Origin of the sequence: Pseudomonas cavernae (assembly GCF_003595175.1) — a bacterium.
Classification (GTDB): Bacteria; Pseudomonadota; Gammaproteobacteria; order Pseudomonadales; family Pseudomonadaceae; genus Aquipseudomonas; species Aquipseudomonas cavernae.
On the sequence record NZ_CP032419.1, the window covers coordinates 909,524 to 925,930 of the forward strand.

Annotated in this window: 14 protein-coding genes, 2 tRNA genes and 1 pseudogene; 16 read left to right on the forward strand and 1 reads right to left on the reverse strand. The window is 60.9% G+C overall.

Going from position 1 to position 16,407, the window contains the following annotated elements; translation table 11 throughout:
* The first annotated feature begins 21 nt into the window (after positions 1–21).
* The 6 genes from dnaJ (at position 22) to D3880_RS04215 (ending at position 7,434) form a co-directional block, all read left to right on the forward strand.
* Positions 22–1,149, forward strand: coding sequence for a molecular chaperone DnaJ (gene dnaJ, locus D3880_RS04190; RefSeq protein WP_119892265.1), 1,128 nt, complete (start codon positions 22–24; stop codon positions 1,147–1,149).
* An 18-nt stretch (positions 1,150–1,167) separates the two neighbouring features.
* Complete coding sequence (gene dapB, locus D3880_RS04195) at positions 1,168–1,971, forward strand: 4-hydroxy-tetrahydrodipicolinate reductase (protein ID WP_119892266.1); 804 nt, start codon at positions 1,168–1,170, stop codon at positions 1,969–1,971.
* 184 nt (positions 1,972–2,155) lie between these two features.
* Complete coding sequence (gene carA, locus D3880_RS04200; RefSeq protein WP_119892267.1) at positions 2,156–3,292, forward strand: glutamine-hydrolyzing carbamoyl-phosphate synthase small subunit; 1,137 nt, start codon at positions 2,156–2,158, stop codon at positions 3,290–3,292.
* A gap of 35 nt (positions 3,293–3,327) precedes the next feature.
* Positions 3,328–6,549 carry a carbamoyl-phosphate synthase large subunit gene (gene carB / locus D3880_RS04205; protein ID WP_119892268.1) on the forward strand — a complete coding sequence of 1,074 codons (3,222 nt, stop codon included), beginning with the start codon at positions 3,328–3,330 and terminating at the stop codon, positions 6,547–6,549.
* Positions 6,546–7,022, forward strand: a complete 477-nt coding sequence (gene greA, locus D3880_RS04210; RefSeq protein WP_119892269.1) for a transcription elongation factor GreA — start codon at positions 6,546–6,548, stop codon at positions 7,020–7,022. Before carB ends, greA begins: the two co-directional genes overlap by 4 nt.
* Entirely contained in the window at positions 7,000–7,434 is a 435-nt protein-coding gene (locus D3880_RS04215) for a DUF4149 domain-containing protein (protein ID WP_119892270.1), read from the forward strand. The genes greA and D3880_RS04215 overlap by 23 nt, the downstream gene beginning before the upstream one ends.
* A 17-nt stretch (positions 7,435–7,451) precedes the next feature.
* Here D3880_RS04215 and yhbY read toward each other — a convergent pair whose 3' ends face one another.
* Complete coding sequence (gene yhbY / locus D3880_RS04220) at positions 7,452–7,766, reverse strand: ribosome assembly RNA-binding protein YhbY (RefSeq protein WP_119892271.1); 315 nt, start codon at positions 7,764–7,766, stop codon at positions 7,452–7,454.
* An 88-nt stretch (positions 7,767–7,854) separates the two neighbouring features.
* Between yhbY and rlmE the strand changes: the two are divergent.
* The 10 genes and pseudogenes from rlmE to nusA all read left to right on the forward strand — a co-directional run bounded on the left by rlmE (position 7,855) and on the right by nusA (position 16,384).
* Positions 7,855–8,483 (forward strand): annotated as a pseudogene (gene rlmE / locus D3880_RS04225) (23S rRNA (uridine(2552)-2'-O)-methyltransferase RlmE).
* 174 nt (positions 8,484–8,657) lie between these two features.
* Entirely contained in the window at positions 8,658–10,574 is a 1,917-nt protein-coding gene (gene ftsH, locus D3880_RS04230) for an ATP-dependent zinc metalloprotease FtsH (RefSeq protein WP_162935039.1), read from the forward strand.
* A gap of 8 nt (positions 10,575–10,582) precedes the next feature.
* The gene (gene folP, locus D3880_RS04235; RefSeq protein ID WP_119895659.1) at positions 10,583–11,434 is read left to right on the forward strand and encodes a dihydropteroate synthase; all 852 of its coding nucleotides are present in this window, start codon (positions 10,583–10,585) and stop codon (positions 11,432–11,434) included.
* 16 nt (positions 11,435–11,450) lie between these two features.
* Positions 11,451–12,788 (forward strand): phosphoglucosamine mutase, encoded by a 1,338-nt coding sequence (gene glmM / locus D3880_RS04240; protein ID WP_119895660.1) that lies wholly within the window; start codon positions 11,451–11,453, stop codon positions 12,786–12,788.
* Between the two features lie 64 nt (positions 12,789–12,852).
* Entirely contained in the window at positions 12,853–13,608 is a 756-nt protein-coding gene (gene tpiA / locus D3880_RS04245) for a triose-phosphate isomerase (RefSeq protein WP_119892273.1), read from the forward strand.
* Positions 13,571–13,999, forward strand: coding sequence for a preprotein translocase subunit SecG (gene secG, locus D3880_RS04250; protein ID WP_177412155.1), 429 nt, complete (start codon positions 13,571–13,573; stop codon positions 13,997–13,999). Before tpiA ends, secG begins: the two co-directional genes overlap by 38 nt.
* A 9-nt stretch (positions 14,000–14,008) precedes the next feature.
* Positions 14,009–14,094: transfer RNA gene (locus tag D3880_RS04255), tRNA-Leu, on the forward strand.
* A gap of 96 nt (positions 14,095–14,190) precedes the next feature.
* Positions 14,191–14,267, forward strand: a tRNA-Met gene (locus D3880_RS04260).
* A gap of 129 nt (positions 14,268–14,396) precedes the next feature.
* Positions 14,397–14,855: a ribosome maturation factor RimP gene (gene rimP / locus D3880_RS04265; protein WP_119892275.1), complete on the forward strand. Its 459-nt coding sequence runs from the start codon at positions 14,397–14,399 to the stop codon at positions 14,853–14,855.
* Between the two features lie 47 nt (positions 14,856–14,902).
* Positions 14,903–16,384, forward strand: a complete 1,482-nt coding sequence (gene nusA, locus D3880_RS04270) for a transcription termination factor NusA (protein WP_119892276.1) — start codon at positions 14,903–14,905, stop codon at positions 16,382–16,384.
* The last annotated feature ends 23 nt before the right edge of the window (positions 16,385–16,407 follow it).

The following is a 16,407-nucleotide window of genomic DNA, read 5'->3' on the forward strand; positions in this document are numbered from 1 at the left end:
ATTTGAGAGTGCAGCAGAAATATGGCTAAGCGTGACTATTACGAAGTGCTCGGGGTCGAGCGCGGTGCCAGCGAGGCGGAGCTGAAGAAGGCTTACCGGCGCTTGGCAATGAAATACCATCCGGACCGTAATCCTGGCGATAAAGCTGCGGAGGAGCACTTCAAGGAGGCCAACGAGGCCTATGAAGTGTTGTCCGACGGCAGCAAGCGCGCGGCCTTCGACCAATACGGCCATGCCGGCGTCGATCCGAGCATGGGGGGTGGTGGTGCGGGCTTTGGCGGTGGTGCCAACTTCTCCGACATCTTCGGCGATGTGTTCAGCGATTTCTTCGGTGGCGGTCGCGGCGGCTCGCGCGGTGGCGTGCAGCGCGGCAGCGATCTGCGCTACACCCTCGAGCTGGATCTGGAAGAGGCGGTACGCGGCACCACGGTGACCATTCGCGTGCCGACCCTGGTCAACTGCAAGATTTGCGAGGGTTCCGGCGCCAAGAAGGGCACCAGTCCGGTGACCTGTACCACCTGCGGCGGTATCGGCCAGGTGCGCATGCAGCAAGGCTTCTTCTCGGTGCAGCAGACCTGTCCGCGCTGTCACGGTAGCGGCAAGATGATCACCGACCCCTGTGGCAGCTGCCATGGCCACGGCCGGGTGGAAGAGCACAAGACGCTGTCGGTCAAGGTGCCGGCTGGGGTCGACAACGGTGACCGCATTCGTCTCTCGGGCGAGGGCGAAGCTGGCGTACATGGCGGCCCGGCGGGCGACCTGTATGTGGTGGTCAACGTCCGCGAGCACTCGATCTTCCAGCGTGACGGCAAGCATCTGTACTGCGAAGTGCCGATCAGCTTCGCCGACGCGGCGCTGGGCGGCGAGCTGGAAGTGCCAACCCTGGATGGCCGAGTCAAGCTGAAGATTCCCGAGGGCACCCAGACCGGCAAGCTGTTTCGTCTGCGCGGCAAGGGTGTGGCTCCGGTGCGTGGTGGTGCCGCTGGCGATCTGATGTGCCGGGTCGCGGTGGAAACCCCGGTGCATCTGGACAGGCGTCAGCGCGAGTTGCTCGAAGAGTTTCGCGGCACGCTGCAAGGCGACACCTCGCACTCGCCCAAGGCCAGTGGCTGGTTCGAGGGTGTGAAGCGTTTCTTCGGTGATGTGTAAGCTGTTTGAGGAGCTGAAATGCGACGTATAGCCGTGATGGGCGCCGCTGGGCGCATGGGCAAGACCCTGATCGAGGCGATCCAGCAAGCCACCGACGCGGGGCTGACGGCGGCAATCGATCGCCCGGACAGCAGCCTGGTCGGCGCCGATGCCGGTGAGCTGGCGGCCATCGGGCGGATCGGTGTGCCGTTGTCGGCGGATCTGGCCAAGGTCGTCGGCGAGTTCGATGTGCTGATCGATTTCACCCATCCGTCGGTGACCCTGAAGAACCTGGAAGTCTGCCGCCAGGCCGGCAAGGCCATGGTCATCGGCACTACCGGCTTTTCCGTCGAGGAAAAACAGCGTCTGGCCGAGGCGGCCAAGGATATCCCGATTGTCTTCGCGGCCAACTTCAGCGTCGGCGTCAATCTCTGCCTGAAATTGCTGGATACCGCGGCGCGGGTGCTCGGCGACGAGGTGGATATCGAGATCATCGAGGCCCACCATCGGCACAAGGTCGACGCGCCGTCGGGTACTGCGCTGCGCATGGGCGAAGTGGTGGCCCAGGCGCTGGGGCGGGATCTGCAGCAGGTTGCCGTCTACGGTCGCGAAGGCCAGACCGGTGCTCGTCAGCGCGAAACCATCGGCTTCGCCACCGTGCGCGCCGGCGATGTAGTCGGCGACCATACCGTGCTGTTCGCTGCCGATGGCGAGCGCGTGGAAATCACCCACAAGGCCTCCAGTCGCATGACCTTTGCCAGGGGTGCAGTGCGGGCGGCGCAGTGGTTGGAGGGGCAGGAAGCGAGCCTGTACGACATGCAGGATGTGCTCGGCTTGCGCTGAGGGATGCCCGCCGGGCTAGATGGCGGTAGACCAAAAAGGCGTTTTTCTGTAAGCTGCGCGCTTTAGTGTATCCACTAAAAGTTACGCAGAATGAATCAAATAAAAAAGCGGGGTGACGGTTCGAACGTCATCCCGCTTTTTTACAATCTGCGTTTGCTTCAAGCCTTGATTACGGGAGGTCTTCTTGACTAAGCCAGCCATACTCGCCCTTGCCGATGGCAGCATCTTTCGCGGCGAAGCCATCGGCGCCGATGGCCACACTATCGGCGAGGTGGTGTTCAACACCGCCATGACCGGCTACCAGGAAATCCTTACCGACCCTTCCTATGCCCAGCAAATCGTCACCCTGACCTATCCGCACATCGGCAACACCGGCACCACGCCGGAAGACGCTGAGTCCAGCCGGGTGTGGGCGGCTGGCCTGATCATCCGCGACCTGCCGCTGCTGGCCAGCAACTGGCGCAACAAGCAGTCGCTGCCGGATTATCTGAAGGAAAACGGCACCGTCGCTATCGCCGGTATCGATACCCGTCGCCTGACTCGTATCCTGCGCGAAAAAGGCGCGCAGAACGGCTGCATCCTCGCCGGCGACGACATCAGCGAAGAAAAAGCCCTGGAACTGGCACGCAGTTTCCCCGGCCTGAAAGGCATGGACCTGGCCAAGGTGGTCACTACCGCCGAGCGCTACGAGTGGCGCTCCGGTGTGTGGGACCTGAAGGACGACAGCCACCCGCAAATCCCCGCGGCCGAGCTGAAGTACCACGTGGTCGCCTACGACTACGGCGTCAAGCTGAACATTTTGCGCATGCTGGTAGCGCGCGGCTGCCGCCTGACCGTGGTGCCGGCGCAGACCCCGGCCAGCGAAGTGCTGGCGCTGAATCCGGATGGCGTGTTCCTGTCCAATGGCCCAGGTGATCCGGAGCCCTGCGATTACGCGATCCAGGCGATCAAGGACGTGCTGCAGACCGAGATCCCGGTATTCGGCATCTGCCTCGGCCACCAGCTGCTGGCCCTGGCCTCCGGCGCTAAGACCGTGAAGATGGATCTGGGCCACCACGGCGCCAACCACCCGGTGCAGGATCTCGACAGCGGCGTGGTGATGATCACCAGCCAGAACCACGGTTTCGCCGTGGACGAGGCGACCCTGCCGGGCAACCTGCGCGCCACCCATAAGTCGCTGTTCGACGGCACTCTGCAGGGCGTCGAGCGCACCGACAAGGTGGCCTTCAGCTTCCAGGGTCACCCGGAAGCCAGCCCCGGTCCACATGATGTGGCCCCGCTGTTCGACCGCTTCATCGAAGCCATGGCCAAGCGCCGCTAAGCCTGCCGACTGACCCAAGGATTCGAGTAAGACACATGCCAAAACGTACAGACATCAAAAGCATCCTCATCCTCGGCGCTGGCCCCATCGTCATCGGCCAGGCCTGCGAGTTCGACTATTCCGGCGCCCAGGCCTGCAAGGCGCTGAAGGAAGAGGGTTTCCGCGTCATTCTGGTGAACTCCAACCCAGCCACCATCATGACCGACCCGGCCATGGCCGATGCCACCTACATCGAGCCGATCAAGTGGCAGACCGTGGCCAAGATCATCGAGAAGGAGCGCCCGGATGCGCTGCTGCCGACCATGGGTGGCCAGACCGCGCTGAACTGCGCGCTGGATCTGGAGCACCACGGTGTGTTGGCTAAGTTCGGCGTCGAAATGATCGGCGCCAACGCCGACACCATCGACAAGGCTGAAGACCGCTCGCGCTTCGACAGGGCGATGAAAGACATCGGCCTGGCCTGCCCGGTCTCCGGCATCGCCCACAGCATGGAAGATGCCTACGGGGTGCTGGAAAAGGTCGGCTTCCCGTGCATCATCCGGCCGTCCTTCACCATGGGCGGCACCGGCGGCGGCATCGCCTACAACCGTGAAGAGTTCGAGGAAATCTGCGCCCGTGGTCTGGACTTGTCGCCGACCAAGGAGTTGCTGATCGACGAGTCGCTGATCGGTTGGAAAGAGTACGAGATGGAAGTGGTCCGTGATAAGAAGGACAACTGCATCATCGTCTGCTCGATCGAGAACTTCGACCCGATGGGCGTGCATACCGGCGACTCCATCACCGTCGCTCCGGCGCAGACCCTGACCGACAAGGAATACCAGATCCTGCGCAACGCCTCGCTGGCGGTACTGCGCGAGATCGGCGTGGAAACCGGCGGCTCCAACGTGCAGTTCGGTATCTGCCCGAACACCGGGCGTATGGTGGTGATCGAGATGAACCCGCGCGTATCGCGCTCCTCGGCGCTGGCCTCCAAGGCCACCGGCTTCCCGATCGCCAAGATCGCCGCCAAGCTGGCGGTCGGTTACACCCTCGACGAGCTGCAGAACGATATCACCGGCGGTCGCACCCCGGCGTCGTTCGAGCCGGCGATCGACTACGTCGTCACCAAGATCCCGCGTTTCGCCTTCGAGAAATTCCCTAAGGCCGACGCCCGCCTGACCACCCAGATGAAGTCCGTCGGTGAAGTCATGGCCATCGGCCGCACCTTCCAGGAGTCGATGCAGAAAGCCCTGCGCGGTCTGGAAGTCGGTGCCAACGGTTTCGATCCGAAGCTCGATCTGAGCAATCCGGAGAGCGAGCACATCCTCAAGCGCGAACTGACCGTGCCGGGCGCGGAGCGCATCTGGTACGTCGCCGATGCCTTCCGCGCCGGCAAGAGCATCGAGGAAGTGTTTGAGCTGACCCGCATCGACGAGTGGTTCCTGGTGCAGATCGAGGACCTGGTCAAGGACGAGGCCAAGGTCAAGACCCTCGGCCTGTCCAGCATCGACGTCGAGTTGATGCGCAAGCTCAAGCGCAAGGGCTTCTCCGATGCGCGTCTGGCCAAGCTGCTCGGCGTCACCGAGAAGAACCTGCGCAGCCACCGCCACAAGCTGAAGGTGCTGCCGGTGTTCAAGCGCGTCGACACCTGCGCCGCCGAGTTCGCCACCGACACCGCCTACATGTACTCGACCTATGAGGAGGAGTGCGAGGCCAACCCGTCGAGCCGCGACAAGATCATGATCCTCGGCGGCGGCCCCAACCGTATCGGCCAGGGCATCGAGTTCGACTACTGCTGCGTGCACGCCGCGCTGGCGATGCGCGAAGACGGCTACGAGACCATCATGGTCAACTGCAACCCGGAAACCGTCTCCACCGACTACGACACCTCCGATCGCCTGTACTTCGAGCCGGTGACCCTGGAGGACGTGCTGGAGATCGTCCGCGTCGAGCAGCCAAAGGGCGTGATCGTCCAGTACGGCGGGCAGACCCCGCTGAAACTGTGCCGCGCCCTGGAAGAGGCCGGCGTGCCGATCATCGGCACCAGCCCGGATGCCATCGACCGCGCCGAAGACCGCGAGCGCTTCCAGCAGATGGTCCAGCGTCTCAACCTGCGTCAGCCGGCCAACGCCACCGCGCGCAGCGAAGAAGAGGCGATCCGCGCTTCCAAGGTCATCGGTTACCCGCTGGTGGTGCGCCCGTCCTACGTGCTCGGCGGCCGGGCGATGGAAATCGTCTACGAAGAAGACGAGCTGAAGCGCTACATGCGCGAAGCGGTGCAAGTGTCGAACGACAGCCCGGTGCTGCTCGATCACTTCCTCAATTGCGCCATCGAAGTGGATATCGATGCGGTGTGCGACGGCACCGACGTGGTGATCGGCGCGATCATGCAGCACATCGAGCAGGCCGGCGTGCATTCCGGCGACTCGGCGTGCTCGCTGCCGCCGTACTCGCTGCCCAAGCACATCCAGGACGAGATCCGCGAGCAGGTCAAGAAGATGGCTCTGGAGCTCGGCGTGGTCGGTCTGATGAATGTGCAGATGGCCGTGCAGGGCGAGGATATCTTCGTCATCGAGGTAAACCCGCGCGCCTCGCGGACCGTGCCGTTCGTCTCCAAGTGCATCGGTGAGTCGCTGGCCAAGGTCGCGGCGCGCGTCATGGCCGGCAAGACCCTGAGGGAGATCGGCTTCACCGCGGAAATCATCCCGCCGTTCTACAGCGTCAAGGAAGCGGTGTTCCCGTTCGCCAAGTTCCCCGGCGTCGACCCGATCCTCGGCCCGGAGATGAAATCCACCGGCGAGGTGATGGGCGTCGGCGACAGCTTCGCCGAAGCCTTCGCCAAGGCTCAGCTGGGCGCCAGCGAGCTGCTGCCGACCAGCGGCTGCGCCTTCATCAGTGTGCGCGAGGACGACAAACCGATGGTCGCGCAGGTCGCCCGCGATCTGGTCGAGCTCGGTTTCGAAGTGGTCGCCACCGCCGGTACTGCGCGCATCATCGAGGCCGCCGGCCTGCCGGTGCGCCGCGTGAACAAGGTGACCGAAGGTCGTCCGCACGTGGTCGACATGATCAAGAATGACCAGGTCACCCTGATCATCAACACCACCGAAGGCCGTCAGTCCATCGCTGACTCCTATTCCATCCGTCGTAACGCCCTGCAGCACAAGATCTGCTGCACCACCACGCTGGCCGGTGGGCAGGCGATCTGTGAAGCGCTCAAGTTCGGTCCCGAGAAGACTGTGCGCCGCTTGCAGGATCTCCATGCAGGAATCAAGGCATGAATAAATACCCAATGACCGTCCAGGGCGCTCGCGCTCTGGAAGAAGAGCTGACTCACCTGACCAAGGTCGTGCGTCCTAAGCTCAGTCAAGACATCGGCACCGCGCGTGAGCTCGGCGATCTCAAGGAAAATGCCGAGTATCACGCCGCCCGTGAGCAGCAGGGGATGGTCGAGGCGCGTATTCGCGATATCGAAGGACGCCTGCAGCACGCCGTGGTCATCGATGTCACGACCATAGCGCCCACGGGCAAGGTGATTTTCGGCACTACTGTCGAGATCGCCAACGTCGAAACCGACGAAAGCGTGACCTATCAGATCGTTGGTGAAGACGAAGCGGATATCAAGTTGAGCAAGATTTCGGTCGGCTCACCCATTGCCCGCGCCTTGGTCGGCAAGGATGAGGGCGATGTGGTGGCGGTGAAGACACCCGGTGGTCTGATCGAGTACGAGATTGTCGAAGTCCGCCATCTTTAAGCGCCAGCCGCTCAGGGCTGGGATCATCAGCTGGCAGCTGGCCCAGACCTTCTGGGTCGGCGGCCTGTGGCTGTTGCATTTCGTCATGCTGCCGGCGCTGGACAAAATCGGCTTGGCGCCGCTGCTGATCGAAGCGATTGCTGAGACCTTGAATCCTTTGTTGGTCGGTTTCGCGGCGTTTTGTGCACTGCTGCAGCTACTGGTTCTGTGGCCGGTGGTGGGGCTGCGCGGTCTCTGGCGGGATACCCGCGGTCAGTTGTTGCTGACCGTGTTGGCGATGGCGCTGGTTTACTTCGGCGTCCGTGAGTGGGCGCCGCAGGCCATGCGTTGGCTGCTCTTCAATTACTTGGTCTTGGCACTCTGTGGGTTGCTGCTGGTGCTGCAGCCGGTGCCGGGAAGTAGGGCGCGCTAAGCGCGCCACTGTGCGAATCAAAGGCCACTATAGCGGCTGATATTCGACAGATTTTTGTTCGGCTTGGGGTTCTTGCGGTAGAGCAGGGCCATCTTGCCGATCACTTGGACCAGGTCGGCGCGGCTGGCCTGGCAGAGCTCGCTGATGACCGCCAGGCGGTCTTCACGCTCGGCAATACGCAGTTGCACCTTGATCAGCTCGTGATCGTTGAGGGCGCGCTCTAGTTCGCCCAGTACGCCTTCGGTCAAACCATTGTCAGCCACGATCAATACTGGTTTCAGTTGGTGGCCGATAGATTTGTATTGTTTCTTCTGCTCCTGAGTGAGCGGCATAATCCGACCCCTGCGTCTGATCTTGTAAAAAACGGCGGCCAGTTTACCCGAACGCCAGGGAACCGCCAGTTAATCGCGAGGTATCCCCTTGGCCCGTTCCAAAACCAGTCCTCGTTGGCTGAAAGAGCACTTCGACGACCCTTACGTCAAAATGGCGCAAAAGGACGGTTATCGTTCGCGTGCCAGTTATAAGCTGTTGGAAATTCAAGAAAATGATCGCATCCTGCGGCCGGGCATGACCGTGGTCGATCTGGGCGCGGCGCCGGGCGGCTGGTCGCAAGTCACCAGTCGTGTGATCGGTGACAAAGGCACCTTAATCGCGTCCGATATCCTCGAAATGGACAGTATTCCCGATGTCACTTTCATTCAGGGAGATTTCACCGAGGATGCGGTATTCACGCAGATTCTCGAGGCGATCGGCGGTAAGCCGGTTGACCTTGTGATTTCCGATATGGCCCCAATATGAGTGTGCTGAGAGCTGCCGATCAGCCGCGCGCCATGTTCCTGTGTGAATTGGCGTTGGATTTGGCTGGCCGTGTACTGCGACCAGGCGGCGATTTCCTCATCAAGATTTTCCAAGGCGAAGGCTTCGATCTCTACCACAAACAAGTGCGCGAGATGTTCGACAAGGTGCAGATGCGCAAGCCCTTGTCCTCGCGTGACCGCTCCCGTGAGCAGTACCTGCTCGCTCGCGGCTACCGTGGCGGGCTAGAGTGAAACAAAGGGTGCCGGCCTCGGTCTAACCGGTCAGGGCGAGCCCCTCATAAAGGGTTACAGACCGCGCCTGCCAGGGGTAGGTGTTGTGTAGTAAGTTAGGCTGGTAAACAACCAGCGTCATGCGGGGCGCGTTCCGGGACGGGGCCTGCTTCAGAGGGTAGCTAATTGAACGACATGGCAAAGAACCTGATCCTGTGGCTGATCATCGCCGCTGTCCTAGTGACGGTGATGAACAACTTCTCCAGCCCGAGCGAGCCGCAGACCCTGAACTATTCGCAGTTCATCGAGCAGGTGAAGGACGGTGGCGTGCAGCGGGTGACTGTCGATGGCTACACCATCAGCGGTGTCGGCACCGATGGCAAGCCGTTCACCACGGTGCGGCCGATGATCGAAGACCGTGGTCTGATCGGCGACCTGATCAACAACAATGTGATCGTCGAGGGTAAGAAGCCCGAGCAGCAGAGTATCTGGACCCAGTTGCTGGTAGCCAGCTTCCCGATCCTGGTGATCATCGCGGTGTTCATGTTCTTCATGCGCCAGATGCAGGGCGGTGCCGGTGGCAAGGGTGGGCCGATGAGCTTTGGCAAGAGCAAGGCGCGTCTGCTTTCCGAGGATCAGGTCAAGACCACTCTGGCTGACGTCGCCGGTTGCGACGAGGCCAAGGAAGAGGTCGGCGAGCTGGTTGAGTTTCTCCGCGATCCGGGCAAGTTCCAGCGTTTGGGCGGGCGTATCCCGCGTGGCGTACTGATGGTCGGTCCGCCCGGCACCGGTAAGACGCTGATAGCTAAGGCCATCGCCGGTGAGGCCAAGGTGCCGTTCTTCACCATCTCCGGCTCCGATTTCGTGGAAATGTTCGTCGGTGTCGGCGCATCCCGTGTGCGCGATATGTTCGAGCAGGCCAAGAAGCATGCACCGTGCATCATCTTCATCGACGAGATCGACGCCGTCGGTCGCCATCGTGGCGCTGGTATGGGTGGCGGCCATGACGAACGTGAACAAACTCTCAACCAGTTGCTGGTGGAGATGGACGGCTTCGAGATGAACGATGGAATCATCGTCATCGCCGCCACCAACCGCCCGGACGTGCTCGATCCGGCGTTGCTGCGCCCCGGCCGTTTCGACCGCCAGGTGGTGGTCGGTCTGCCGGACATTCGCGGTCGCGAGCAGATTCTCAAAGTGCACATGCGCAAAGTGCCGGTCAGCGACGACGTCAAGCCGGCGGTGATTGCCCGCGGCACACCAGGCTTCTCCGGCGCCGATCTGGCCAACCTGGTCAACGAGGCGTCGCTGTTTGCCGCGCGTGCCGGCAAGCGCGTCGTCGAGATGAAGGAATTTGAGCTGGCTAAGGACAAGATCATGATGGGCGCTGAGCGCAAATCCATGGTGATGTCCGAGAAGGAGAAGCTCAACACGGCTTTCCACGAGGCTGGGCATGCCATCGTCGGGCGCTTGGTGCCCGAGCATGATCCGGTCTACAAGGTGTCGATCATCCCGCGAGGGCGGGCCTTGGGTGTGACCATGTTCCTGCCTGAGGAGGATCGTTACAGCCTGTCCAAGCGCGCGCTGATCAGTCAGATCTGCTCGCTGTACGGCGGGCGCATCGCTGAAGAAATGACCCTCGGCTTTGATGGCGTGACCACTGGTGCGTCCAACGACATCATGCGCGCCAGCCAAATCGCGCGGAACATGGTGACCAAGTGGGGTTTGTCGGAAAAACTCGGTCCGCTGATGTATGCCGAAGAAGAGGGTGAAGTGTTCCTCGGGCGCAGCATGGGTAGTCAGCACAGCAATGTCTCGGCTGATACCGCCAAGATGATCGATCAGGAGGTGCGCAGCATCATCGATCATTGCTATGGCACTGCCAAGCGACTGCTGGAAGATAATCGCGACAAGCTCAATGCGATGGCTGAAGCGCTGATGAAGTATGAAACCATCGATGCCGAGCAGATCGACGACATCATGGCCGGGCGTGAGCCGCGTGAGCCACGCGATTGGCAGGGCGGCGGCGACGATGCTGGCAAGCCTGTGGTTAGCGCTGAAACAATCGATCTTCTCGAGAAGCCAATTGGTGGCCCGGCTGCCGAGCACTAATGCCTTACATGTCCCTGATGCAACACCCCAACCGGCTGCCCTGTGGTAGCCGGTTTCTTGATTTAAGCCATCCTCAGGTGATGGGTATCCTCAATATCACTCCTGACTCCTTTTCCGATGGCGGACGCTTCAGTCGGCTCGACTTGGCGTTGCGACATGCCGAGTCCATGGTCAAGGCGGGTGCTAGTCTGATCGATGTCGGCGGCGAGTCCACTCGGCCTGGGGCGCGGCCGGTGTCATCGACGGAAGAGTTGGAACGGGTGGCGCCGGTTGTCGAGGCCATCGCGGCGGAGCTAGATGTGATCATCTCGGTGGATACTTCCACGCCGGCAGTAATCCGTGAGGTGGCGCGCCTTGGGGCTGGGTTGATCAATGACGTGCGCTCGCTGCAGCGTGACGGCGCCCTAGATGCGGCGGCGGCCAGCGGCCTGCCCGTGTGCTTGATGCACATGCGTGGCGAGCCCGGCACCATGCAGCAGAGTCCGCACTATGCGGATCTGCTGGGCGAGGTGCGGAATTTTCTGACAGAACGCATGGCGGCTTGCATTGCGGCAGGCATTCCGGCTGGGCGGGTGATCCTCGATCCCGGGTTCGGCTTCGCCAAGACCCTGGAGCACAACCTCAGCCTGTTCAAGCATCTGGAAAGCCTGCACGCGTTCGGGCGGCCTTTGCTGGTAGGTGTGTCGCGCAAGAGCATGATTGGCCAGGTGCTGGGGCAGGAGGTGGGTGAGCGGTTATATGGCAGCTTGGCCTTGGCGGCCTTGGCGGTGGCCAAGGGTGCCAGCATTCTGCGGGTGCACGATGTGGCCGAAACTATGGATGTGGTTCGGATGATTGCCGCGGTGCAAGCGGCCGGATAAGAAAGGCAGGGTGTTTATGAGTAGAAAATATTTCGGCACTGATGGGATTCGTGGTCGCGTTGGCGAATATCCGATCACGCCTGACTTCATGCTCAAGCTTGGTTGGGCGGCCGGCATGGCGTTTCGCCGTCAGGGCGCCTGTCGAGTGCTGATTGGCAAGGACACGCGGATTTCCGGTTACATGTTCGAGTCGGCGCTGGAGGCTGGTTTATCTGCGGCCGGTGCTGATGTCATGTTGCTTGGGCCGATGCCAACGCCGGCCATTGCCTATCTGACTCGCACCTTTCATGCCGAGGCGGGGATTGTTATCAGTGCTTCGCACAATCCGCACGACGATAACGGCATCAAATTCTTCTCTGGGAAAGGCACCAAGCTGCCTGACGCAGTTGAGCTGATGATCGAGGAGTTGCTTGATACGCCCATGACCGTGGTCGAGTCGGCAAAGTTGGGTAAGGTTTCGCGCATCAATGATGCTGCAGGACGCTATATCGAATTCTGCAAAGGCAGCGTGCCGAGCAATACCAGCTTTGCCGGGCTTAAGCTGGTGGTCGACTGTGCACATGGCGCGGCCTATAAAGTGGCGCCGAATGTATTCCGCGAGCTTGGTGCCGAGGTGTCGGTACTGGCGGCGCAGCCGAATGGCTTGAATATCAATGACGAGTGCGGCTCCACACACATTGCGTCTCTGCAGGCGGCGGTGGTCGCTCAGCAGGCGGACATTGGGATCGCCTTCGATGGTGATGCCGATCGCGTGCTGATGGTCGATCACACCGGTGCGGTGGTGGATGGCGATGAGCTGCTGTTTATCATCGCGCGGGACCTCCAGGAGCGTGGCAAGCTCCAGGGGGGGGTGGTCGGCACCCAGATGAGCAACCTGGGCTTGGAACTGGCGTTGGCGGATCTGGATATCCCGTTTGTGCGGGCCAAGGTCGGGGATCGTTACGTGATTGCCGAGCTGCTTGAGCGGGACTGGCAGTTGGGTGGGGAAAACTCTGGGCATTTGGTGTGTTTCCAGCATACAACGACCGGTGATGCGATCATTGCCGGGTTGCAGGTGTTGTTAGCACTCAAGCGGCGCGGGCAGCCTTTGGCAAAGGCCCGGCAGGGCTTGCGCAAGTGTCCGCAGGTGCTGGTCAATGTGCGCTTCGGTGGCGGCCATGACCCCATAGCGCATCCTGCGGTCAAGGATGCTTGTGCGCGCGTCACTGCGAGCATGAAGGGGCGTGGCCGGGTGTTGCTGCGCAAATCGGGTACCGAGCCGCTAGTGCGGGTCATGGTCGAGGGTGATGATGAGTCCCTGGTGCGTGGCTATGCTAATGAATTAGCTAAAGTTGTAGCAGAAGTCTGTGCCTGAACGGCTTGCTAGTCCCAGGGCTCTTGGGTAATATCTGCGCCCACTTTGACCTGCGAGGTAAAGCATGCGTCGCCCCTTGGTAGCTGGTAACTGGAAAATGCACGGTACCCGCACCAGCGTCGCAGAGCTGATCACAGGTCTTCGCCATTTGGCTTTGCCGGGCGGTGTTGAAGTCGCGGTTTTTCCGCCCTGCCTGTATATCAATCAGGTGATCACGGGGCTCGAAGGCAAGCCGATTGCCATCGGTGCGCAGAATTGCGCGGTTGAGCCCATGCAGGGCGCGTTGACCGGTGAGGTTGCCCCGAGTCAGCTAGCTGATGCGGGTTGTACTCTGGTGCTGGTTGGGCACTCCGAGCGTCGCCTGATTCTGGGGGAGCGGGATGAGTTGCTTGGTCGCAAGTTCGCCGCGGCGCAGTCTTGTGGGTTGATTCCGGTGCTCTGTGTCGGAGAAACCCTGGAGCAGCGTCAGGCGGGGCGGACCCTCGAGGTGGTTGGGCGGCAGCTCGGCAGTGTGATCGAGGGGCTTGGCGTCGGAGCTTTTGCGCGGGCGGTAGTGGCTTATGAGCCTGTCTGGGCTATTGGTACCGGCCTGACGGCTTCGCCGCAGCAGGCTCAAGAGGTGCATGCGGCGATTCGGGCGCAACTGGCGACTGAAAACTCGGAAGTCGCGCGTGGTGTAAGAATTTTGTATGGCGGCAGCGTGAAGGCGGCCAATGCGGCTGAATTGTTCGGCATGCCGGATATCGATGGGGGGCTCATTGGTGGGGCCTCTCTGAATGCGGATGAGTTCGGCGCGATTTGTCGTGCCGCAGGAAGCTGAAGAAATGCTGGAAACTGTCGTGGTTGTTTTGCATCTGTTGGCGGCGCTGTGTGTGGTCGTGCTGGTGCTGTTGCAGCAGGGGAAGGGGGCTGATGCTGGTGCCTCTTTCGGTTCGGGGGCTTCCGCCACCGTTTTTGGCAGTCAAGGTTCCTCTACCTTTTTGAGTCGCTTTACTGCTATACTGGCCGCCGCTTTTTTCATTACTAGCTTGGGCTTAGGCTACTTTGCTAAGGAAAAAGCTGAGGCGCTGACCGAGGTTGGTCTGCCTGATCCAGCGGTGCTTGAGGTTCCGCAGCAAAAACCGGCTACAGATGATGTGCCGGTGCTCGAAGAGCAAAAGCCGGCGGCCGGTAATGCGGCTGATGTGCCAAAAGCTCTGGAGCAAAAGTAAAACAGTTTTGCCGAGGTGGTGGAATTGGTAGACACGCTACCTTGAGGTGGTAGTGGCCATAGGCTGTAGGGGTTCGAGTCCCCTCCTCGGTACCAATTAACAAGAAAGCCCGCGATTGCGGGCTTTCTTGTTGGCAGGGGGTTGATTGACCCTTGGCAGGGTTCGGTCGTATACTTCGGCCCCAGCTTTGGCGCTGGGTGGAGCAGTCTGGTAGCTCGTCGGGCTCATAACCCGAAGGTCGTTGGTTCAAATCCAGCCCCCGCAACCAGTTGTAGCGGAGCCCCTTTTTAGGGGCTTTTTGTTAGCTGGACAGTCAGTAATCGTCTGTATTTTGCGGCGATTTGAAGGGATGGGCGTTTCGCCCATTTTTTATTTGCACAGCACACGAGAGGCTCAGGTGTCGAGCAAGCTAGAAGAGTTGCAGGCCTTGTTGGCCCCGGTAATCGAAGCGCTTGGCTATCAATGCTGGGGCATCGAGTTTCTTTCCCAAGGGCGGCATTCCCTGCTTCGCGTTTATATCGATCATGCCAATGGCATTTTGGTAGACGATTGCGAGATTGTTAGCCGTCAGGTGAGCGGTGTTCTCGATGTCGAGGACCCGATCAGTAGCGAATATACCCTTGAAGTTTCTTCTCCTGGTATGGATCGGCCGCTGTTCACGCTCGAACAGTTCGCTGCCCATGCCGGGGCGCAGGTGAAGATCAAGCTGCGCTCGCCCTATGACGGGCGGCGCAACTTCCAGGGCATCCTCCGCGGAGTGGAGGAGCAGGATGTTGTGGTGTTGGTGGACGAGCACGAATACCTGTTGCCGATCGACTCGATCGATAAGGCCAACATCGTCCCCAGTTTTGACTGAGACGCGGATCCCGCGGATCCAATGGATTGCGAAAGGCGAGGCGTACGATGAGCAAAGAAGTACTGCTAGTAGTTGAGTCGGTGTCCAACGAAAAGGGCGTACCGGCCAGCGTGATTTTTGAGGCGCTGGAGTTGGCTCTGGCCACTGCGACCAAAAAGCGCTTTGAGGACGAGGTCGAGTTGCGGGTGGCGATCAATCGCCACACCGGCAATTACGATACGTTCCGGTGCTGGACTGTGGTCGATGAAGAAGAGTTGGAAAATCCAGCCGCCGAGCTGACGGTCGAGCAGGCTCAGGAGCAGCAAGCAGGGGCCAAGCTGGGCGACATCATCGAAGAGAAGATCGAGTCGATCGAATTTGGGCGTATCGCTGCTCAGACGGCCAAGCAAGTGATCGTGCAGAAAGTGCGCGAGGCCGAGCGCGCGCAGGTGGTTGAAGCCTATCGCGAACGGCTCGGTGAGATCATTTCCGGCACCGTGAAGAAGGTGACTCGCGATAACGTCATCGTCGATCTTGGCAACAATGCCGAGGCGCTACTGGCGCGTGAGGACATCATCCCGCGTGAGACGTTCCGCGTCGGTGCCCGCGTGCGTGCCCTGCTGAAGGAAATCCGTACCGAGAACCGCGGTCCGCAGTTGATCCTCTCGCGTACCGCGCCGGAAATGCTGATTGAGCTGTTCCGCATCGAAGTACCGGAAATCGCCGAAGAGTTGATCGACGTGAAGGCGGCGTCCCGTGACCCGGGTTCGCGGGCCAAGATCGCCGTGCGCTCCAAGGACAAGCGCATCGACCCGCAGGGCGCGTGCATCGGCATGCGCGGTTCGCGCGTTCAGGCAGTGTCCGGCGAGTTGGGTGGCGAGCGAGTGGATATCGTGCTGTGGGACGACAATCCTGCGCAGTTCGTGATCAATGCCATGTCGCCGGCGGAAGTAGCGGCCATCATCGTTGACGAAGATGCCCATGCCATGGACATCGCTGTTGGCGAAGACAATCTGGCTCAGGCCATTGGCCGTGGCGGCCAGAATGTGCGGTTGGCTAGTCAGCTGACCGGCTGGACCCTGAACGTGATGACCGAGGCCGATATCCAGGCCAAGCAGCAGGCCGAAACCGGCGACATCATGCAGGCCTTCATCGACGAGTTGGAGGTTGACGAGGAGTTGGCCCAGGTCCTGGTCGAGGAAGGGTTCACCAGCCTGGAAGAAATCGCCTACGTGCCGATGGAAGAAATGCTCAGCATCGACGGTTTCGACGAAGACATCGTCAATGAGCTGCGTGCGCGAGCCAAGGATCGCCTGCTGACCAAGGCCATCGCCACGGAAGAAAAACTGGCTGATGCCCAGCCGGCTGAAGATCTGCTCTCGCTCGAGGGTATGGATAAAGCGCTTGCGCAAGAGTTGGCGGTGCGCGGCGTGATAAACCGCGAAGACCTGGCCGAGCAGTCGATCGACGACTTGCTCGACATCGACGGTATCGACGCAGAGCGTGCCGGCAAGTTGATCATGGCCGCCCGAGCCCACTGGTTCGAGTAAGTTTGCGGCCTGAGGAGAGAAGT